Genomic DNA, 17,337 nt, shown 5'->3' with positions numbered 1-17,337 from the left:
TGATGAGTGAGAGAGAAATGCTTGAAAAGAAGATCTCAAAACTTTGTAAATATCTTGGAAGATCACCTTGGGTCTTTCATGTTAATAGTGGTTCATGTAACGGATGTGATATTGAGATAATTGCTGCATTGACTCCTCGTTATGATGCGGAGAGGTTTGGTGTTAAACTAGTAGGGACACCGAGACATGCAGACATTTTACTTGTAACTGGGCCGATTACTGATCAGAGTCTTGAAAGAGTTAAGTTGATCTATGAACAAACTCCAGACCCAAAAGTTGTTATTGCTATTGGTGCTTGTCCGACGGGAGGGAGTGTATTTTTTGAGAGTCCTTTCACGAATGCGCCACTTGATAAGCATATTCCAGTAGATGTGTTTATTCCAGGATGCCCCCCAAGACCTGAGGCAGTTCTTTATGGTGTAGTTTTGGGCTTGGAAAAGCTTCTAAAAAAGATAGAAGGTGAGAAAGAATGACCCCGGAAGAATTAATCAAAAAAATTAAAGAGAGATTTGAGGTTGAAACTCATATCTCACAGACTAAAACACCCTACCCTCGGAAAAGAATTTGGATAGGGGTTGATAGGGAGAATTTCAAAAGCCTCATGAAGTGTCTTCAAGAAATTGACCCTCATGCCCAATTCTCAATAATAATTGGTGAGGATAGAGGAGACTACCTAAGTGCTACATATCACTTGGAGCTTTTCTGTGAAGAGGAACCAAGCCTATCAGTAGCTGTGACAACAACCTGTCCAAAGGAGAGCCCTAAGATACCCTCTCTTGGGGATGTATTTCCCAGCTCGGTACCATATGAAAGAGAGAATCAGGAGTTTCTTGGAATAGTCTTTGAAGGCATACCTGATCCAAGAAGATTATTCCTTCCTGATGACTTCCCAGAGGGGGTTTATCCATTGAGACTTGATGAAACAGGCATAACTCCAGAGATGGTGAAAAATGCTGGACACCCTTACAAAGTCAAAAAGGAGGGGTCACAATGAATGGCAGAATTGAATATTGGGTTAAAATTCCAATTGGTCCAATTCATCCAGCATTAGAGGAGCCAGAGAAGTTTATTATAACCCTTGATGGAGAGCGTATAATAAACGTTGACGTTAAGTTAGGTTATAATTTAAGGGGACTTGAATGGATTGCTATGAGAAGAAACTACATTCAATTGCTTTATTTGGTTGAAAGAATTTGTGGAATATGTTCATTTTCTCATAATCACACATATACTAGAGCCGTTGAGGAAATGGCAGGTATAGAAGTGCCTGAGAGGGCTGAATACATTAGGGCAATCATAGGAGAGCTGGAGAGGATCCATTCTCACCTGCTCAACCTTGGAGTAGTTGGACATGCAATTGGATATGATACTGTTCTTCACTTGAGTTGGCTTGCCAGGGAGAGAGTGATGGATATCTTGGAGGCAATTGGTGGTAACAGAGTGAACTATGCTATGAATACAATTGGTGGTGTTAGAAGGGACATAGAAGAGAAGCATAAAAGGGCGATTCTTGAGATGATAAAGTACTATAGGGAGGAGATAATGCCAAAGATAGAAGAAATCTTTCTTTATGATCCCACAGTAGAGGCACGTTTAAGGGATGCAGGAGTCATCCCAAAAAGAATTGCAATTGAATATAGTGCCCAAGGTCCAACTGCAAGAGGGAGTGGAATTAAGAAAGATATAAGATATAATGAACAACTTGGTGTTTACCCTGATCTAGGAGTTAAACCCATAACTCCAAAGGAGTTCACGGGGGTAATAAAGGGAGATGTTTTTGACAGAATGGTTGTTAGAGTTGGTGAACTTTGGCAAAGTATGGAGATTATAGAGCGAGCTTTTGACCAAATGCCTGAAGGAAAAATAAAAACATTTCCAAAGGACAACGTAGCACTGGTTAAGCTGAAAAAAGCAGATGGTATGGGAATTGGGAGATATGAGGCTCCTAGAGGAGAGACTATCCATTATGTGAGAGCAAATCCTGGGACAGACGGCCCAGCAAAGTGGAAGGCAAGGGAACCCACTTTTCCAAACTTATTTGCAGTTGCAAGGGCATTAGTTGGAGAGCAACTTGCAGACGTGCCGGTGGCGATAGCCTCAATTGATCCGTGTTTAAGCTGTACAGATAGAGTGGCTATAATAGATTCAAATACTGGTATCAAGAGAATATTGACCGAAAGAGACCTGCTTAAGGCTTCAATAGATAAAACAAGAGAGATCAACCCAAACATAAAAGCGAAACCTGAACTAATTGGAAGTACATGTGGGGGTGTAAGACTATGAATATTTTATATGCAACCCTTGGATTAGTGGGAGTTTATATTTATGTTTCATTTGTTTCTCTCCTATGGGAGGGCTTGGATAGGAAGTTAGTCGCTAGAATGCAGAGAAGAATGGGTCCCCCTCTACTCCAGCCCTTTTATGATTTCTTAAAGCTTGTTAGTAAAGAAGCTATAATTCCAAGGGATTCAAATAAGTTATTCGAAATAGCTCCAGTGTTGGCCTTAGCAGCATCAATCTCCCTCTTGGCATATACTCCTGTTGGATTTGGTCCACTCTTTGCCACAAAAGGAGATGTGCTTGTATTTCTTTACTTACTCGCATTAATAGCTTTCATAAGAGTGATAGGAGGGGTGAGTTCAGGCTCTCCTTATGCCCAGATAGGTGCTCAAAGGGAAATTATAATGTTGGCTTCAAGAGAGGTATCTATGATGCTTGGACTTTTTGCAATATTGTGGCGTCTAGCTAAACTTGGCGCAGAAAGACCTTTTAGTCTAGAGACTCTATATCAGTACAATATATGGGAAATTGGGACTCCATTAACAATCGTTGGTACCTTAATTCTTTTAATAGTATTTATCTTTTGGCTTGCAAGTGAGATTGAAGTGGGTTACTTCAATATCCCTGAGGCAGAAACAGAGGTTGCTGAAGGGCCTATGGCAGAATATAGTGGTAGACATCTCGCATTATTTAAATTAAGCAGTGCATTAAAAGAATTCGCAAGTGCTAGCTTAGTGGTGGCAATATTCTTCCCCTGGGGATTAAGCGGATATCTTGGAATGAGCGGTATTGGGGCAATATTCGTAGACTTGGTGTTCCATACAATAAAAGTTTTCATAGTTCTTTTTGTTAGCATGAGTGTGTTTAGAGCGGTTACAGGAAGGCTTAGGATTACACAGGCTGTCAACTTATTCTGGAGTAGAATATTGCCTGCGAGCATTATTGGAGCAATTTTGCTAGCGATGGATATTTTGGGGGTGATTGCATGAAAGTTCCTCCAACACTTTCAGTAGTTCTAAGAAACCTATTTAAAAAACCAGCCACAAATCCTTTCCCTAAAAGCGAGCCTTTACCAACCCCAGAAGGTTTCAGGGGGAAGTTAGTGTATCACGTGGACAAATGTATTGGATGTAAGTTGTGTATAAGTGTATGTCCGGCAGGGGTGTTCGAATATGTTCCAGAAATAAAGAAAGTGACACTTTGGTTGGGCAGATGTGTCTTCTGTCAGCAATGTGTGGATGTATGTCCTGTAAGTGCCTTAGAGATGAGTGATGAGTTTCTATTGGCTACCTACAATAAATATGATGATGCCTTAAGATGGCTTAAAGAGGAGGAAATTGAGGAGATGATTGCTCAACAGGGAGGAAAGACAAAGAAATATCGAATAATCCCTGAAAAATGTAAGGGTTGTACTCTATGTGCTAGAAATTGTCCACAAAATGCCATTGAAGGGGCACCTAGGGTAGTTCACAAAATCGATCCAAATAAGTGTGTTGGATGCGGTGTGTGTGCTACAGTATGTAAGTTTGGTGCCATAGAGGAATACGAAGAGTGACCTTTTTTCTATATTATTATGATTTATTTTTATATATTCTTCTAGAGTTTGTACATTTTTGAGGATCAAAATTATTATTTTTTGCATTATTGAACAATTTAGTATATTCTTGTATCTCAATGTTCTATTTTATGTAAAGCTTTATTACTTTTATGTTTGTCAAATTTCATGTTTTTAACCTTTCGTTTAAGAAACGTATTTAATGGAATTTAGCTAAGCGAGTAATGGAATTAGGTTGAAATATGCTCCCAAAAGGTTTAGAACCTAAAGATGAGGTGAGAAAATGTCCTTTGCAACATCTTTCCTTTGGTCGTTAATTGTATACCTTGTTTTGACTGCAGGTTCGGGCAGTATTTTACTATGGAGTCCAGAAGAACTAGTGGCGGGCATTATAATAGCGGCCATAATAGGCTATGTTACAAGAAATATAATGGATGAAAGACTGGATTACTTCTTTAATCCAAAAAGATGGGTGCTTTTTATTATATATGCACTAGGACCCTTTTTCTACGCCATGGCAAAAGCGAACCTTGATGTTGCTTATAGAGTCATTACAGGTAAGATAAGGCCAGGAATTGTCAAAATCTCTCCGAATTTGACTAGAGATGAAAGCAGAACGCTTCTAGCAAATTCAATAACCCTAACACCAGGAACATTTACACTTGAAATTGACGAAGAAGGTAATTTCTACGTTCACTGGATTAATGTGCCTCCCGGAAAAGAGAAACCAACTCCTGAGGAGCTTTGTGGATATTTACCAAAATGGGCAAGGGGGATTGCGGAATGACGCCTGAGAGTATATTTATGACTGCAATGATACTATTACTCGTTTCGGCTACATTAACCATGATAAGAATGTTAATCGGGCCAACAATACCTGATAGGGCTGTAGCTCTGGATGCCTTAACAACTACAACTGCTGGCGCAATGGTTCTGTATGGCATTATTACCAAACAGGCAGTGATGATTGATGTTGCTCTTGTTTATGCTGTGTTAAGCTATATTGCGACCCTTTACATAGCCAGATATCTAGTGAAGAAAAAGGTGGGAGTGGCATGATTGAGTGGCTATTATTACTCTTGCTTGCCATTGGAGTAGGTTTCAATCTGCTAGCGAGCGTAGGAATCCTTAGATTTCCTGATGTTTATACAAGGATTCACGCTTCTACAAAGTGTACCACGTTCGGGACCATTTTCATAGTACTCAGTGCGATCGTTTATTCAATCTACAACTGGAGACTTAGTCATGATACTGCATGGATTACAATGGGAATCCATTCAGCACTTGTGGTCATATTCTTGGTCTTAACAAATCCAGTAGGAGCTCATGCGTTGGGTAGGGCTGCTAGAAAATCAGGTATACGACCATATGGTGCGGTAATAGATGAATTGGAGGGGAGGCTATGAATCCTGAAACATTTTTCTGGGCAATTCAAGTTCTAATAGCCATAGCTTTAATTGGAAGTTCAATAGCAGCAATTAGGTTCAAGAACTTAATCTCAGCAGTAATTGCAATGGCTGTTTTTAGCTTGGCTCTTTCTGTGGAGTTCTATATTCTACAAGCACCAGATGTAGCAATAGCAGAGGCTGGTGTTGGAGCAGGACTCACAACGGCGATGTATCTTCTTGCTATACGAAACACCACCGATGAGGAGGTGGTAGAATGAGGAGAGCATTGGGACTTTTTGCATTCTTGGCATTTACGCTATTCCTATTTGCAGCGGCCATAAGTATAAGGCCTTTTGGAGAACCTCCTCATATGGAAATGGATGCATACTTTATAGATCATGCTCAAGAAGAAGCGTCAGCTAATAATGTCGTTACAAGCGTTGTGTTTGACTACAGAGGTTTCGATACTCTTGGCGAAGCCACAGTTCTATTTACTGCAGTAGCTGGAGTTTTAATGGCACTGAGGCAGTATGGGGGGAGAGGAAAATGACTACCACGATCATAAGGACAACTACTAGATTTCTGGCTTCATTGATACTTGTATTTGGGGCATATATAATCCTCCATGGACATTTAACTCCAGGAGGTGGTTTTCAGGGAGGAGCAGTTTTTGCAAGTGGTTTGGCGTTGTTGATCGTAGCTAACAGCAAAGACAAAGTCCAAGAACTCTTTGAAAAAACCCCCTTAACTCAACTGGAGAGCATTGGAGCACTTGGATTTTTGGGCATTGGCCTCTTGGGACTAATGGGCTATACCTTCCTGAAAAATGCAATAGCAAACAGTGGATTTCTCTTTGGCGCCCCCACACCAGAGGGGATAAATCCTGGATACTTGAATACTGGAGGAACCCTCTCATACCTTAACATCTTCGTTGGAACAAAAGTCTTGGCTGGTCTTACAAGCATCATACTAATCTTCTTCTTGATTCTAAGGAGGGAGAGAGATGAATGGTAACATCTTTGTGAACTTCCCATTTATTGTAGTTGCAATCCTACTTGCGTTAGGATTTTACACTATTGGCTTCAAGCGGAATCTCATAAAAGTAGTTATCGGAGTCGAAATCTTAGAAGGCGCTGTGAACATGTTCATTGTAGCCGTGGGATACATCAAAGGTGGATATGTCCCAATCTACACTCAAGCACCACAGGAAGCTGTGGGAAGAATGGTTCTTCCGACTCCCCAAGCACTGACTCTTACGAGCATTGTCATAGGTGTTGCAGTAACTGCGTTGATGCTTGCCTTTGCAGTTAACATCTACAAGCACTATGGAACCTTAGATATTACAAGAGTAAGGAGGTTGAGGGGATGATTGAGCACTTACCTGCTTTAATGGTGGCGGTTCCACTCTTCGGAGCGTTTATAGCACCACTCTTCAAGAAGCATTACAAAGGGGTCTCGATGTGGGCCGCCTTGATCACTGGTAGTACTGTGATTCTCTCCCTCTTGCTGGCAAAGGAAGTAGTTACTAATGGGATAATGGTATACGTCTTTGGAGCAGACAAGCCATCTATAGTATTGCCTTCTGGTTACGCGGTTCCGATAAGAATTATGTTTGAAGTAGATGCAATGGGAGCCTTCATGGCAATTTCTGCCACTTTGATGAGCTTTATTGGGGCCATATATTCATATACACATGTTGAAAAAGAGGCAGGATTAGAAAAATACTATGCGTTACTGATGCTCTTAGAAACTGGAATTTTGGGCATGGTGCTCACTGGAGATCTATTTAACCTGTTTGTGTTCTTAGAAATAGCAGGAATAGCGGGTTCGGCCTTAGTAGGCTTTAGAAACTACCGTGGGGAAGCAAGTGAGGCCGGAATAAAGTATCTCATCGTTAGTGCTGTAGCTTCTCTTATGGTACTATTTGCAGTAGCCATACTTTATGGTCAGTATGGAAACTTAAATTTGGCTTACATAGCAAAAAATGTATCCTTTAACATGGTAGACATGATAGCCCTTGGGTTGTTATTTACGTCATTTGCAATGAAGTGCGGTGCAGTTCCAATGCATTACTGGGTACCTGATGCTTATACTGAAGTGCCAGCTGGAATAAACCCACCCTTGTTGGTAGCAACATATGCAAGCCTTTACGCTCTCTTTAGAGTCAGTTTCACGCTCTTTGCAAACGTAGTAATAGATCTTGCTCGGGTAGGTTGGATAATGTCCATCCTTGGAGTGCTCACAATGTTCATTGGAGTTACAATGGCTCTCGTGCAAAAAGACGTTAAGAGATTGATGAGCTATCACGCTATCTCCCAGACAGGTTACATGCTTTTGGGTGTGGGCGTTGGATTAACAGTGTTACATGATCCATCTAAGCTCGCAGAATTTGGAAGGGACGCAATGGCGGGAGGAGTTTTCCATATAATTAACCACATTATTTACAAGAGCTTGCTTCTGATGACAGCAGGAGCACTCTTTTATGTCACTGGAACTAGGAACCTCAATGAAATGGGCGGTCTTGCAAGAAAAATGCCGATAACAACAATAAGCTTCATGGTCGGAGCTGCTGCAATATCTGGTTTACCACCATTTAACGGATTTGCAAGTAAGCTTCTAATTTATGAGACTTCCTATAGGTTAAACCCCCTCCTTACGGTATTCGCTATGGTGACTAGTGTCCTGACACTGGCTTCATTCGTTAAGGTTTTTGCATCAGCCTTCCTTGGACCACCGTTAGAGAAATTCCAAGAGAAACGAGAGGTTCCAAAGCCTATGGTTATAGCAATGGTCATTTTGGCAGTATTGTGTATACTATTCGGTCTCTTCCCGAACATAGTATTGGATAAACTTGTGTATCCAGCAGTTGATGCGTTAATTAACTTTGCACAATATCATAGCTGGGGTGGTTTAGCATGAGCTTTACACTAACAACTCCATCTGGATTTTGGAACCCTCTGCTTTGGCTGATATTCCTAGCACTTTTTGCAATAGTTGCCTACCTCATTTATTCCAGAGGTAACCCCTCATATAAGAAGGAAAGCGATCAGGTGAAACCTTACTTAAGTGGTAACATTGAACCAACAAAGGAAAAAGTCCAAGTAAAAGCAGGTGATATTTATTGGGGATTCATAGAGGCTCTAAAAGGGTATTACACAGTACTTCAAACTATGCATACAGGAGACATAAGGGATTATATCCTATGGTACCTGGGAGTTGGAGCTATAATAACATTCATCTTAATTGGAGGGGTGTGATATGGGAAAACTAACCAATTTTAAGCGCTCTCTTTGGGTCTTTCATGCCTCAGGAGGATCATGTAACGCATGTGATATCGAAATAATTGCAGCATTAACCCCTAGATATGACGCAGAAAGATTTGGAATAAAACTAGTTGGAAGCCCAAGGCACGCTGACGTGCTTTTGGTAACGGGGGCAATTCCTAGAGACTTTGCTGACAAGCTAAGACGTGTCTATGAGCAAATGCCAGATCCAAAAGCAGTGATAGTGATAGGGAATTGTGGGACCAGTGGAGGAGTTTTCTATGACTCATACAATATAGTTGGCCCAATAGACGAAATAATTCCAGTAGATGTCTATGTTCCAGGATGTCCTCCGAGGCCAGAGGCCATAATAGATGCAGTGGTGAAAGCTTGGCTTAAACTTGAGAAGCTTGAAAAGCAATTGGAGGGGAAGGAAGAATGACATTAACTGCTGAAGAGATCTTTGATAGATTAAAAGAGGAGCTTGGAGATGCTATACTAAACTATGAGCTCAAAGAATACAAGATGGGAGTCAAGAAGCCCAGAACCTATAAAGAAGTTTGGATGGAGATAGACAAGAGTGCCTTCAGGAGGGCTATTGAAGCAATATTCAAGATAGACTATCCACATTTACACTTCATAACTGGTGAGGACATTGGAGAAGCTATACGAATGATTTATTCATTTGGACTTTTCCACGAGCATCCTTGGGGTGAGGTGAGCATAGTTATAAAATTTGACCTTCCAAAGAACGAGCTCATCCTACCTACAATAACGGATCTTATGATGGGAGCTGAAACTAACGAGAGAGAAATCAGGGAAATGCTAGGGGTTGAATTTGATGGCCTTAAGAACAAGAGACATCTTTTCTTGCCGGACGACTGGCCTGAAGGAAAGTATCCGTGGAGAAAAGACGAATATGGTGTTGATGACATGATTAAACACACTCACAAAAGCGTTAAAGAAATAAGGAAAGAACGAGGTGAGCAAAGTGGCTAAAACAACTTATTATGTTCCCATTGGTCCAATTCACCCCGCTTTAAAGGAGCCAATTAGGGTTGAAGCAGAAGTTGAGGGAGAAAAGATAGTAAAAGTTGATGTAAAGAGAGGTTTTGCTCACAGGGGAATAGAGTACATGGGTATGAAGAGGAATGCAATACAAACCCTCTATTTATCAGAAAGAATATGTGGAATATGCTCAATTTCTCACCCATATGCATTTGTCATAGGCAGTGAAAAAGCTCTTGGAATTGAAGCTCCTCCTAGGGCCCAGTACATAAGATCTATAATTGCTGAGCTTGAAAGAATACACTCCCACATCCTCTGGCTTGGAGTTATAGCCCACGAAATAGGCTTTGACTCTCTACTCTTCTGGACGTGGAAAGGAAGAGAAAAAGTTCTAGATATCTTGGAAGCTATTACAGGGAACAGAATAAATTACTCCATGTACATGATAGGTGGAGTTAGGAGAGACTTAAAGGAGAGCCACATTAGAGCCCTCAAAGATATGATAACATACTACTGGGAATTCACTGAACACATGAAAGAAGTTTTCCTTTCTGACCCGGTATATGAAGCAAGAACTAGGGGAGTAGCACGGGTCCCAAAGGATGTAGCTCTTAAATTAAATCTTGTAGGCCCAGTAGCAAGAGCCGCTGGCCTGAGGATGGATATCAGACAAGATATTCCTTACGACGCTTATGCAGATATAGATGTGAAGGCAGTGGTGCCGCAGGACATTGTGGGTGAAGCTAGAGGGGATGCTTATGACGTTACTATGGTCAGAATTTATGAAATAGAGCAGAGTCTTGATATAATAGAGTACTGTATTGACAACCTTCCTGAAGGGAGGATACTGACCATACCTAACTATATTGCCCTCTTGAACAAAATCAAAAAAACAGAAGGAGAAGGAATAGGTGCCCATGAAGCCCCTAGAGGTGAGGTTATACATTACTTTAGATATGATGGAACAAGAGACGGTCCCGCAGTGTGGAAGGTGATAGCACCAAGCTACAACAATATCAACAGCTGGGCATATTGTCTCCTAGGCGCTGAAGTGGCAGATATTCCCGTTGTCGTAGGATACATTGACCCTTGTATGTGCTGTAATGATAGAATAGCAGTTGTGAAGGATTCAACAGGCAAAATGCTGGATTACTCTTATATTCACAAGAAGGCCATCGAAAAAACAAGGATGCTAGAAAAAGAACTGGGGGTGAGAAGATGACCCCTGAAACTATCTTTTATGCGGTAGGTATGCCACTTATTGGGGTATTTCTTGGACTAGTTTACAAAGGTATTGATAGGAGAGTCTCTGCGAGAATGACATCAAGGATAGGGCCTCCAATAAGACAGCCCTTCTGGGATGTTGGAAAGTTACTTCTTAAGGAAACTGTAGTTCCAGCAAATGCCGTAAAATGGATCTTCAATGCAATGCCGCTTTTAGCTCTCGCATCCTCAATGACACTCCTCCTCTACATTCCCTTTGGCATTATCAAGGCACCTTTGGAAGGTTATGGTGATTTAGTAGTAATCCTCTACCTTTTAACACTGCAGGCTCTTGCAATGGCAATTGGAGGATTTGCCTCAGGAAGTCCATTTTCCTCAGTTGGTGCGCAGAGAGAAATGGTCTTAATGATGAGTTACGAAATGCCATTTGCAATAGTGATAACGGGTTTTGCCCTGATCTACAAGAGCTTTTCACTAAGCACTATAGCTTCAACACCTGTGTGGACCATTGTAGGTCCACTGGGAGGATTAGGGGTTTTCTTACTTCTAATAGTATTCCTTTGGGTAACTCCTGCAGAGCTTGCAAAGCTTCCATTTGATATAGCTGAAGCAGAAACAGAAATAGCCGAAGGTATGCTTGCTGAGTACAGCGGAAGAAACCTTGCTTTATTCTATCTCTCAGACGCAGTAAGAGGCTTTGCAATGATAGCAATAGAAGTAGTTCTTTTCATACCATTTACGCTCAGTTACCTATTTGGTCTAAACCTCTCAGGGCCGATGCTCTATATCGCTGAGGGCTTGTGGTTCTTATTCAAAGTACTGCTATTCTACGTATCTGCAGTGACCTTAGTTAGGACATCTTTCGCAAGATTCAGAATTGAACAAGCTTCAAAGTTATTCTGGGTTTACGTGAACATAATAGCCTTGCTAGGTCTACTCTTAATATGGGTGGAGGTGATGTGAAATGCCTACCAAAGCAATGTTCCTAATGATAAAACAAGCACTTCAAAAGCCTTTCACCAATCCCTTTCCAGTGAAGCATGCTCCAGTTAATGTTACTGCACTTATTGAGAAAGTTCAAAAGGGAGAAGTAAAGATACATCCTCCAGTTCCAGTTCCAGAAGACTTTAGAGGAAAGATTCATTATGATCCAGAGAGATGCATTGGATGCAGATTCTGTATTACTGTTTGTCCAGCAGATGCCATGGAATGGATACCTGAACTTAGGAAAATAAGGCATTATGTTTCGAGATGTATGTTCTGTGCTTTGTGTGTGGATGTTTGCCCGGGCAAGAAGTTCCCAGGTGAAGAAAAGGCAGTAAAGGCTCTTGCAATAAGCGAAGATTTCTTACTAGCAGATTATGATAAGTATAGTGACAATCTTATAGAAGAACCACCAGAAGCTAAGGAAAAAGGTCTTTAATCTCTTTTACTTTATTTTTTATCATGATAGTTGTAGGAACATGTGGTTTTTGTGAAAGAAGAGAGAAGTATTTCCGAGATTTTGGTACCGTAGAGGTTCAACAAACTTTTTACAAGCTTATCCGAGATAAAACCCTTCAGAAATGGAGACAGGAAGCTCCAAAAGATTTTATATTCTCTATAAAGGCTTTTCAAGGTGTGACTCATCCTTCTACTAGCCCTACGTGGAGACGAAGCAACGTAAAACCCACTTCGGAAGTAGGCCTTTTAAAACCAACTCCAGATGTTTTTAGGTATTGGGAGTTGACTCTTAGAGAAGCTGAGATTTTAGGAGCAAAATTTGTTCTTATCCAGCTTCCCAAGAGTTTTAAGGAAACTGAGGAAAACTTCAATAATGCAGAAAAGTTCTTCTCTAAAATTGAAAAAAGAGAGTTTATTATTGCGATAGAGCTTAGAGGTTGGAGTGAGAAAGGGATAAAGGAGTTTGTAAAGGAGTTTGGGCTTATTGATGTTTCAGATCCTTTTGTTAGAAAACCTGTTCATCGAGGTGACATTAACTATTACCGACTTCATGGGGCTTATGAAAGGGGAAGGATAATTTATAAGCACAAATATGAGGAGGAGGAACTAAAGGAAATTGCAAGCAGGATTAGAAAATGGAATAAAAAAGAAAGCTATCTCTATTTCAATAACGCTTATATGTGTGAAGATGCGAGGAGATTCATTCAAATCCTGGCTTTTTGATATTTATCACATCTTTGTTCACTAGATTTGGAGGAATCTCTCCTTTTGCAAAGGCTATCAAGTTTTTTGCCACCAATTCTGCCATACCCTCCCTTGCTTCATGTGTTGCACTTCCTAAATGAGGGGCCAGAACAACGTTTTTCAGTTTAAAGAGCTCTTCATTGTAATAAGGTTCTTCTTCAAAAACGTCCAATCCTGCTCCAGCAATCCATCCCTCTTGGAGAGCTTTTATTAGTGCCTTTGTATCAACAACTGGCCCTCTTGCAGTGTTGATTAAAATTGCAGTGGGTTTCATTATCTTTAGTTCTTTTTCTCCAATCATGTGATGTGTTTCATCCGTGAAGGGAACATGAAGGCTTATAAAGTCACTTTCTTCTAAAAGCGTCTCAAAGTCAACATATTCTGCTCCGATTTCTTTTTCAGCTTTTAGTTTTCTCCTTCTTGAATAATAAATGATTTTCATTCCGAATCCTTTGGCCCTTCTTGCCACTGCTTGTCCAATTCTTCCGAATCCAATTATCCCGAGTGTCTTTCCCTTAAGACCATATCCTAAAAACATTAACGGATGCCATCCAACAGCGCTTCTCTTCCATTCTCCACTTCTCACAAATTGATCGGCTTCTACTACTCTTCTGGCACTGGTTAAGAGGAGAGCAAATGCCAAATCTGCAGTTGCATCAGTAAGAACCCCTGGAGTGTTGGTGACGTATATTCCTCTTTTGGTAGCTTCTTCTAGGTCTATATTGTCATAGCCGACCGCGTACTGGGTTATTATCCTAAGTTTTGATGCATTATCCAAGAGCTCCTTGTCCACCTTGTCTGTAACTAAAGTTACGATTGCGTCTACGTCCGTGATCTTCTCCAAAAGTACATCTTTTGGAGGCTCTCTTTGATCTTTCCATAAATCTATTTCGTAGTATCTTTCTATCATTTTAATGCCATTTTCTGGGATTTGTCTGGTAATAAAAACCCTTGGTTTCATTGATATCACCCTAGAAGACGTTTATCAAAACGTATAAATATTTTTATGAATATCTTTAATATTGGTGGGCCTCATGGAATACACTAAATACCTCGCTGGAAGGGCCAACTGGATTAAAGGTTCAGCTCTAGCGGAGGTTATGAAAAAGGCTGCTGAGCTTCAAAAAAAGGGGACGAAGTTGATATCGCTTGCTGCAGGAGATCCAGATCCAGATTTAATCCCAAGGAAGGTTCTTGGAGAAATAGCAAAGGAAATTCTTGAAAAAGAAGCGAAGTCAGTCATGTATACTCCAGCCAATGGAATCCCAGAATTGAGAGAAGAGATTGCCTCATTTCTGAAAAAACATGATCAGCTGGAAGTATCTCCTGAGAATATAGTCATTACAATAGGTGGGACAGGAGCTTTAGATTTATTGGGAAGAATTCTCATTGATCCTGGTGATGTAATCCTCACAGAAAATCCATCATACATAAACACTCTTCTGGCCTTTGAGCAATTAGGAGCAAAAATTGAAGGAGTTTCAGTTGATAACGATGGGATGAGAGTAGATCTTCTAGAGGAGAAGATTAAAGAGCTCAAAACTAAAGGACAGAAGATCAAGTTCATTTATACGATCCCAACGGGTCAAAATCCTATGGGGATTACCATGAGCATGGAGAGAAGGAAGGCATTGCTTGAGATAGCTTCGGAATATGATCTTTTGATAATTGAGGACACAGCTTATAATTTCATGAGGTATGAGGGAGAGAACATACTCCCCTTAAAAGCCTTAGATAAAGATGGGAGAGTAATCGTTGCTGGAACCTTAAGCAAAGTTCTTGGAACTGGTTTCAGGATTGGATGGGTAATAGCTGAAGGAGAGATCCTCAAGAAAGTCCTTATGCAAAAACAACCCATTGATTTTTGTGCCCCAGCTATTTCTCAATATATAGCCCTAGAATATTTAAGGAGGGGATATTTCGAAAAATATCACCTTAAAGGGGCTCTTTTGGGCTATAAGGAGAAGAGGGATATTATGCTAACGGCTCTTGAGGAGCATTTACCAAACGCTGAATTTACAAGGCCCATTGCAGGGATGTTTGTAATGCTCTTTTTACCAGAGGAGGCAAATGGAATTGCTTTTGCTAGTGAATTAATGGGGAAGGAAGGTGTTGTAGTGGTTCCAGGAGAACCTTTCTACACTGATGATACTGGAAAGAATGCGATTAGACTCAATTTCTCAAGACCGAGCAAGGAAGATATTTCGATTGGAATTGAGAGAATTGCCAAGCTATACAGAGAAAAATTTTGATAAATAGATCTCCTTTATTTTCTCTTAATTCTAATTTTTATCACCGCAGAAGGGCCATTTTTGGTGCGGGGGCGGGGATTTGAACCCCGGAACCCCTACGGGACGGGACCCTCAATCCCGCGCCTTTGACCAGGCTCGGCAACCCCCGCAAGAGCGCCGTTTATTTGTCTTCTTAGTTTGTTTATAAATTTTTCTGTCTTCTTTAACCGAAAGGTTTATAAGTGGGCTTCAATCCCTATTGGATTGGGTGTGGGCCGGTAGCTTAGCATGGTTAGAGCGGCGGACTCTTAATCCGCAGGTCGGGGGTTCGAATCCCCCCCGGCCCGCCAAAAGGGCTTTTCTAACGTATTATTTATAACCCAAAAATTTATGTATGGGTGCTGATAATAATAGAATGGTTAGCAGAAAATAGACCCGAGAGGAGATGTTCCATGGAACCTCATGAGTTCAAAATAAATGAAGATGGGTTGAAGGCGATTCTTCCTCCTATGGAAGCGGAGATTATGGAGTATATGTGGAAAGTCAAAGTAGCCACTGCTGGGGAGGTCTATGAGTATCTTAAAGAAACTCATAAAACCTTAAGACGTTCCACTGTGAGCATATTAATGAACAGGCTCTGTGAAAGGGGGCTATTAAAAAGAAGCGTGGATACTGGAAGGGGCGGAATGAAGTACGTATACAGCGTTGTAACAAGTAAAGAGGAATTTGAACGGAAAGTAGTTGAGAGTATACTCAATGCACTCATGAACAACTTTAAAGAAGCCACTGTAGCATATTTATCAAAAATAAAGAAGTGATAGTTAATGCTTAAGCTGATATTTTTGGCCCAACTATTGATAACCTTATTATATCTGGGTAGGATTGGCCTAGCTGTTACTCTACTCACAATATTTATTCTTGTGGGCCTTTACTTCTGGACAATTAGACGGTCTCTCCAAAGGGATCAGAGACTCCTTTCTTTTGAGGATATGCCGTGGCTTTATGATGGGATAATGAGAATGGCAAACAAAGCGGGTATAGCACCTCCAGAAATTTATATACTTGATGATTACATCCCGAATGCATACTCCTTTGGAAATTCAATTGTCCTTTCATTAGGCCTTTTTGAAGTGCTTGATGAGGAGGAAATTCTTGCCGTGGCTGCTCATGAGATAGGGCACATCAAGAATAGTGATACTCTTATGTTTCCATTAATTTCCTACCTAAGGTATCTCATGCTTAGTCTGGTTTTGTTGAATACAGTATTTTCCAAGAGTTTATTAGTGAGTGTAGTTTCGATATTGCTCTACATTGCTTATGAAGTTGAGAGGTCACGTCATCTAAGAAAAAGAGAGTTCAAGGCGGATGAGACTGCACTGAGACTAGTTTCAAAACCTTTGGCATTAAAAGAAGCCCTCGAAGAATTGAAATATTATGAAGATCTAAGAACTACTGTTAAGGATCCAGTGTTGCCTTCAATAGAGCCAAGTATTGAAAGAAAGTCACAAAAACCATTTTTCACTACCCATCCTAGTTATGATGAGAGGATTTGGAGAATAATGGCGGAAGTTGATGCAATGACTTTAAGAGAAAGAATCTTCAATTAATTTTGAAAAATTCTTTTAAAGTTTTTACCATTTTTGTATGGGGGGAGATTATGGAAGTAGAGATAATTCTCAACAAGAAAAAAGCAGAACACATAAAGAACGTACGTCCTACAAAGGATGAGTACTTTATGCTTATTGCGAAACTTGTGGGGCTTAGAGCAACCTGTCCAAGACTCAGGGTCGGGGCTGTGGCTGTTAAGGATGGATATATTTTAGCTACTGGATACAATGGAGCACCTAGAAATATGGAGCATTGTATTGATGTGGGGTGTTTATTAGTAGATGGGCATTGTCACAGAGCAGTTCATGCAGAACAAAATGTTATAGCAATGGCCGCTAGGAAGGGAATAAGTTTGGAAGGAGCTACGGTATATGTAACTCACTTTCCCTGTGATACTTGCTTTAAGTTGTTAATTAATGCAGGAGTTAAGGAGATAGTCTATGAAGAGATGTATCCAAATAAAGCTACTGAAATTCTCCTAAAAGAGGCCCAAAAAAAGGGTATTGTAAAAATAAGGCAATTCAAGGTTCCTAAAGAGAGAGTTAAAATATTTTTGGACGAACTCTTTAGGGAGGATCTTTTGACAGAGTAAA

At 40.6% G+C, this 17,337-nt stretch carries 25 protein-coding genes and 2 tRNA genes; 25 read left to right on the top strand and 2 right to left on the bottom strand.

The genetic code is table 11. The annotated features are described in order from the left end of the window. Positions 1-2: 2 nt before the first annotated feature. The 20 genes from K1720_RS09645 to K1720_RS09545 all read left to right on the top strand — a co-directional run bounded on the left by K1720_RS09645 (position 3) and on the right by K1720_RS09545 (position 12,884). Complete coding sequence (locus K1720_RS09645; RefSeq protein ID WP_251948964.1) at positions 3-473, top strand: NADH-quinone oxidoreductase subunit B family protein; 471 nt, start codon at positions 3-5, stop codon at positions 471-473. Continuing rightward, positions 470-994, top strand: a complete 525-nt coding sequence (locus K1720_RS09640; protein WP_251948962.1) for an NADH-quinone oxidoreductase subunit C — start codon at positions 470-472, stop codon at positions 992-994. The genes K1720_RS09645 and K1720_RS09640 overlap by 4 nt, the downstream gene beginning before the upstream one ends. After that, positions 991-2,283, top strand: coding sequence for a hydrogenase large subunit (locus K1720_RS09635; protein ID WP_251948960.1), 1,293 nt, complete (start codon positions 991-993; stop codon positions 2,281-2,283). Before K1720_RS09640 ends, K1720_RS09635 begins: the two co-directional genes overlap by 4 nt. Continuing rightward, a complete protein-coding gene (locus tag K1720_RS09630; RefSeq protein WP_251948958.1) occupies positions 2,280-3,269 on the top strand; it encodes a respiratory chain complex I subunit 1 family protein in 990 nt (329 codons plus the stop codon). The genes K1720_RS09635 and K1720_RS09630 overlap by 4 nt, the downstream gene beginning before the upstream one ends. Further along, on the top strand, positions 3,266-3,835 hold the full coding sequence (locus tag K1720_RS09625) for a 4Fe-4S binding protein (protein ID WP_256468515.1): 570 nt from the start codon (positions 3,266-3,268) through the stop codon (positions 3,833-3,835). Before K1720_RS09630 ends, K1720_RS09625 begins: the two co-directional genes overlap by 4 nt. Before the next feature lie 283 nt (positions 3,836-4,118). Next, positions 4,119-4,622, top strand: a complete 504-nt coding sequence (locus K1720_RS09615) for a Na+/H+ antiporter subunit E (protein WP_251948956.1) — start codon at positions 4,119-4,121, stop codon at positions 4,620-4,622. Then, a complete protein-coding gene (locus tag K1720_RS09610) occupies positions 4,619-4,894 on the top strand; it encodes a monovalent cation/H+ antiporter complex subunit F (protein WP_055281499.1) in 276 nt (91 codons plus the stop codon). Before K1720_RS09615 ends, K1720_RS09610 begins: the two co-directional genes overlap by 4 nt. Next, positions 4,891-5,241 carry a monovalent cation/H(+) antiporter subunit G gene (mnhG, locus tag K1720_RS09605; protein ID WP_251948954.1) on the top strand — a complete coding sequence of 117 codons (351 nt, stop codon included), beginning with the start codon at positions 4,891-4,893 and terminating at the stop codon, positions 5,239-5,241. The genes K1720_RS09610 and mnhG overlap by 4 nt, the downstream gene beginning before the upstream one ends. Then, positions 5,238-5,501 (top strand): Na(+)/H(+) antiporter subunit B, encoded by a 264-nt coding sequence (locus K1720_RS09600; RefSeq protein ID WP_055281503.1) that lies wholly within the window; start codon positions 5,238-5,240, stop codon positions 5,499-5,501. The genes mnhG and K1720_RS09600 overlap by 4 nt, the downstream gene beginning before the upstream one ends. Then, entirely contained in the window at positions 5,498-5,773 is a 276-nt protein-coding gene (gene mbhE, locus K1720_RS09595; protein ID WP_055281505.1) for a hydrogen gas-evolving membrane-bound hydrogenase subunit E, read from the top strand. The genes K1720_RS09600 and mbhE overlap by 4 nt, the downstream gene beginning before the upstream one ends. Then, positions 5,770-6,237, top strand: coding sequence for an MnhB domain-containing protein (locus K1720_RS09590; protein ID WP_055281507.1), 468 nt, complete (start codon positions 5,770-5,772; stop codon positions 6,235-6,237). Before mbhE ends, K1720_RS09590 begins: the two co-directional genes overlap by 4 nt. Continuing rightward, positions 6,227-6,592 (top strand): sodium:proton antiporter, encoded by a 366-nt coding sequence (locus K1720_RS09585; RefSeq protein WP_251948952.1) that lies wholly within the window; start codon positions 6,227-6,229, stop codon positions 6,590-6,592. The genes K1720_RS09590 and K1720_RS09585 overlap by 11 nt, the downstream gene beginning before the upstream one ends. After that, positions 6,589-8,142 carry a proton-conducting transporter transmembrane domain-containing protein gene (locus K1720_RS09580; RefSeq protein ID WP_251948950.1) on the top strand — a complete coding sequence of 518 codons (1,554 nt, stop codon included), beginning with the start codon at positions 6,589-6,591 and terminating at the stop codon, positions 8,140-8,142. The genes K1720_RS09585 and K1720_RS09580 overlap by 4 nt, the downstream gene beginning before the upstream one ends. Further along, positions 8,139-8,480 (top strand): membrane-bound hydrogenase complex subunit MbhI, encoded by a 342-nt coding sequence (gene mbhI, locus K1720_RS09575; RefSeq protein WP_055281512.1) that lies wholly within the window; start codon positions 8,139-8,141, stop codon positions 8,478-8,480. The genes K1720_RS09580 and mbhI overlap by 4 nt, the downstream gene beginning before the upstream one ends. Before the next feature lies 1 nt (position 8,481). After that, complete coding sequence (locus K1720_RS09570; RefSeq protein ID WP_251948948.1) at positions 8,482-8,928, top strand: NADH-quinone oxidoreductase subunit B family protein; 447 nt, start codon at positions 8,482-8,484, stop codon at positions 8,926-8,928. Next, positions 8,925-9,485, top strand: a complete 561-nt coding sequence (locus tag K1720_RS09565; protein WP_251948946.1) for an NADH-quinone oxidoreductase subunit C — start codon at positions 8,925-8,927, stop codon at positions 9,483-9,485. The genes K1720_RS09570 and K1720_RS09565 overlap by 4 nt, the downstream gene beginning before the upstream one ends. Beyond that, positions 9,478-10,716, top strand: coding sequence for a hydrogenase large subunit (locus K1720_RS09560; RefSeq protein WP_251948944.1), 1,239 nt, complete (start codon positions 9,478-9,480; stop codon positions 10,714-10,716). The genes K1720_RS09565 and K1720_RS09560 overlap by 8 nt, the downstream gene beginning before the upstream one ends. After that, a complete protein-coding gene (locus K1720_RS09555; protein WP_251948942.1) occupies positions 10,713-11,681 on the top strand; it encodes a respiratory chain complex I subunit 1 family protein in 969 nt (322 codons plus the stop codon). Before K1720_RS09560 ends, K1720_RS09555 begins: the two co-directional genes overlap by 4 nt. A gap of 1 nt (position 11,682) precedes the next feature. Beyond that, the gene (locus K1720_RS09550) at positions 11,683-12,141 is read left to right on the top strand and encodes a 4Fe-4S dicluster domain-containing protein (RefSeq protein WP_055281521.1); all 459 of its coding nucleotides are present in this window, start codon (positions 11,683-11,685) and stop codon (positions 12,139-12,141) included. 23 nt (positions 12,142-12,164) lie between these two features. Continuing rightward, positions 12,165-12,884 carry a DUF72 domain-containing protein gene (locus tag K1720_RS09545; protein WP_251948940.1) on the top strand — a complete coding sequence of 240 codons (720 nt, stop codon included), beginning with the start codon at positions 12,165-12,167 and terminating at the stop codon, positions 12,882-12,884. Here K1720_RS09545 and gyaR read toward each other — a convergent pair. Then, positions 12,862-13,866 (bottom strand): glyoxylate reductase, encoded by a 1,005-nt coding sequence (gene gyaR / locus K1720_RS09540; RefSeq protein ID WP_251948938.1) that lies wholly within the window; start codon positions 13,864-13,866, stop codon positions 12,862-12,864. The two genes, K1720_RS09545 and gyaR, sit on opposite strands and share 23 nt — an antisense overlap. A gap of 73 nt (positions 13,867-13,939) precedes the next feature. Here gyaR and K1720_RS09535 point away from each other — a divergent pair, with 73 nt between their 5' ends. Then, the gene (locus tag K1720_RS09535; RefSeq protein ID WP_251948936.1) at positions 13,940-15,157 is read left to right on the top strand and encodes an aminotransferase-like domain-containing protein; all 1,218 of its coding nucleotides are present in this window, start codon (positions 13,940-13,942) and stop codon (positions 15,155-15,157) included. Positions 15,158-15,218: 61 nt separating this feature from the next. Here the strand turns inward: K1720_RS09535 and K1720_RS09530 are convergent. Next, positions 15,219-15,306 (bottom strand) — tRNA-Leu (locus tag K1720_RS09530). A gap of 102 nt (positions 15,307-15,408) precedes the next feature. On the opposite strand from K1720_RS09530, the gene K1720_RS09525 reads away from it, so the two are divergent. From K1720_RS09525 to K1720_RS09510, 4 genes are all read left to right on the top strand, one after another. After that, a tRNA-Lys gene (locus K1720_RS09525) sits at positions 15,409-15,486 on the top strand. A gap of 102 nt (positions 15,487-15,588) precedes the next feature. Continuing rightward, complete coding sequence (locus K1720_RS09520; RefSeq protein WP_251950696.1) at positions 15,589-15,954, top strand: BlaI/MecI/CopY family transcriptional regulator; 366 nt, start codon at positions 15,589-15,591, stop codon at positions 15,952-15,954. A gap of 6 nt (positions 15,955-15,960) precedes the next feature. Beyond that, positions 15,961-16,743, top strand: coding sequence for a M48 family metallopeptidase (locus tag K1720_RS09515; protein ID WP_251948934.1), 783 nt, complete (start codon positions 15,961-15,963; stop codon positions 16,741-16,743). A gap of 50 nt (positions 16,744-16,793) precedes the next feature. After that, complete coding sequence (locus K1720_RS09510; RefSeq protein WP_251948932.1) at positions 16,794-17,336, top strand: deoxycytidylate deaminase; 543 nt, start codon at positions 16,794-16,796, stop codon at positions 17,334-17,336. Position 17,337 lies beyond the last annotated feature (1 nt).

The sequence above is a fragment of the Thermococcus argininiproducens genome, from assembly GCF_023746595.1.
Classification (GTDB): Archaea; Methanobacteriota_B; Thermococci; order Thermococcales; family Thermococcaceae; genus Thermococcus_A; species Thermococcus_A argininiproducens.
Note: the sequence above shows the minus strand (reverse complement) of the source record. Positions and strands in the feature narration are given on the sequence as shown.

Excerpts from the sequence above, each read along its gene's own strand:
- mbhI (WP_055281512.1), top strand. The coding sequence starts at position 8,139 with ATGAGCTTTACACTAACAACTCCATCTGGATTTTGGAACCCTCTGCTT.
- K1720_RS09535 (WP_251948936.1), top strand. The coding sequence starts at position 13,940 with ATGGAATACACTAAATACCTCGCTGGAAGGGCCAACTGGATTAAAGGT.
- K1720_RS09615 (WP_251948956.1), top strand. The coding sequence starts at position 4,119 with ATGTCCTTTGCAACATCTTTCCTTTGGTCGTTAATTGTATACCTTGTT.
- K1720_RS09520 (WP_251950696.1), top strand. The coding sequence starts at position 15,589 with ATGGAACCTCATGAGTTCAAAATAAATGAAGATGGGTTGAAGGCGATT.
- K1720_RS09640 (WP_251948962.1), top strand. The coding sequence starts at position 470 with ATGACCCCGGAAGAATTAATCAAAAAAATTAAAGAGAGATTTGAGGTT.
- K1720_RS09585 (WP_251948952.1), top strand. The coding sequence starts at position 6,227 with ATGAATGGTAACATCTTTGTGAACTTCCCATTTATTGTAGTTGCAATC.
- gyaR (WP_251948938.1), bottom strand. The coding sequence starts at position 13,866 with ATGAAACCAAGGGTTTTTATTACCAGACAAATCCCAGAAAATGGCATT.
- K1720_RS09570 (WP_251948948.1), top strand. The coding sequence starts at position 8,482 with ATGGGAAAACTAACCAATTTTAAGCGCTCTCTTTGGGTCTTTCATGCC.
- K1720_RS09625 (WP_256468515.1), top strand. The coding sequence starts at position 3,266 with ATGAAAGTTCCTCCAACACTTTCAGTAGTTCTAAGAAACCTATTTAAA.
- K1720_RS09510 (WP_251948932.1), top strand. The coding sequence starts at position 16,794 with ATGGAAGTAGAGATAATTCTCAACAAGAAAAAAGCAGAACACATAAAG.
- K1720_RS09565 (WP_251948946.1), top strand. The coding sequence starts at position 8,925 with ATGACATTAACTGCTGAAGAGATCTTTGATAGATTAAAAGAGGAGCTT.
- K1720_RS09550 (WP_055281521.1), top strand. The coding sequence starts at position 11,683 with ATGCCTACCAAAGCAATGTTCCTAATGATAAAACAAGCACTTCAAAAG.
- mbhE (WP_055281505.1), top strand. The coding sequence starts at position 5,498 with ATGAGGAGAGCATTGGGACTTTTTGCATTCTTGGCATTTACGCTATTC.
- mnhG (WP_251948954.1), top strand. The coding sequence starts at position 4,891 with ATGATTGAGTGGCTATTATTACTCTTGCTTGCCATTGGAGTAGGTTTC.
- K1720_RS09515 (WP_251948934.1), top strand. The coding sequence starts at position 15,961 with ATGCTTAAGCTGATATTTTTGGCCCAACTATTGATAACCTTATTATAT.
- K1720_RS09610 (WP_055281499.1), top strand. The coding sequence starts at position 4,619 with ATGACGCCTGAGAGTATATTTATGACTGCAATGATACTATTACTCGTT.
- K1720_RS09555 (WP_251948942.1), top strand. The coding sequence starts at position 10,713 with ATGACCCCTGAAACTATCTTTTATGCGGTAGGTATGCCACTTATTGGG.
- K1720_RS09580 (WP_251948950.1), top strand. The coding sequence starts at position 6,589 with ATGATTGAGCACTTACCTGCTTTAATGGTGGCGGTTCCACTCTTCGGA.
- K1720_RS09630 (WP_251948958.1), top strand. The coding sequence starts at position 2,280 with ATGAATATTTTATATGCAACCCTTGGATTAGTGGGAGTTTATATTTAT.
- K1720_RS09600 (WP_055281503.1), top strand. The coding sequence starts at position 5,238 with ATGAATCCTGAAACATTTTTCTGGGCAATTCAAGTTCTAATAGCCATA.
- K1720_RS09545 (WP_251948940.1), top strand. The coding sequence starts at position 12,165 with ATGATAGTTGTAGGAACATGTGGTTTTTGTGAAAGAAGAGAGAAGTAT.
- K1720_RS09635 (WP_251948960.1), top strand. The coding sequence starts at position 991 with ATGAATGGCAGAATTGAATATTGGGTTAAAATTCCAATTGGTCCAATT.
- K1720_RS09645 (WP_251948964.1), top strand. The coding sequence starts at position 3 with ATGAGTGAGAGAGAAATGCTTGAAAAGAAGATCTCAAAACTTTGTAAA.
- K1720_RS09590 (WP_055281507.1), top strand. The coding sequence starts at position 5,770 with ATGACTACCACGATCATAAGGACAACTACTAGATTTCTGGCTTCATTG.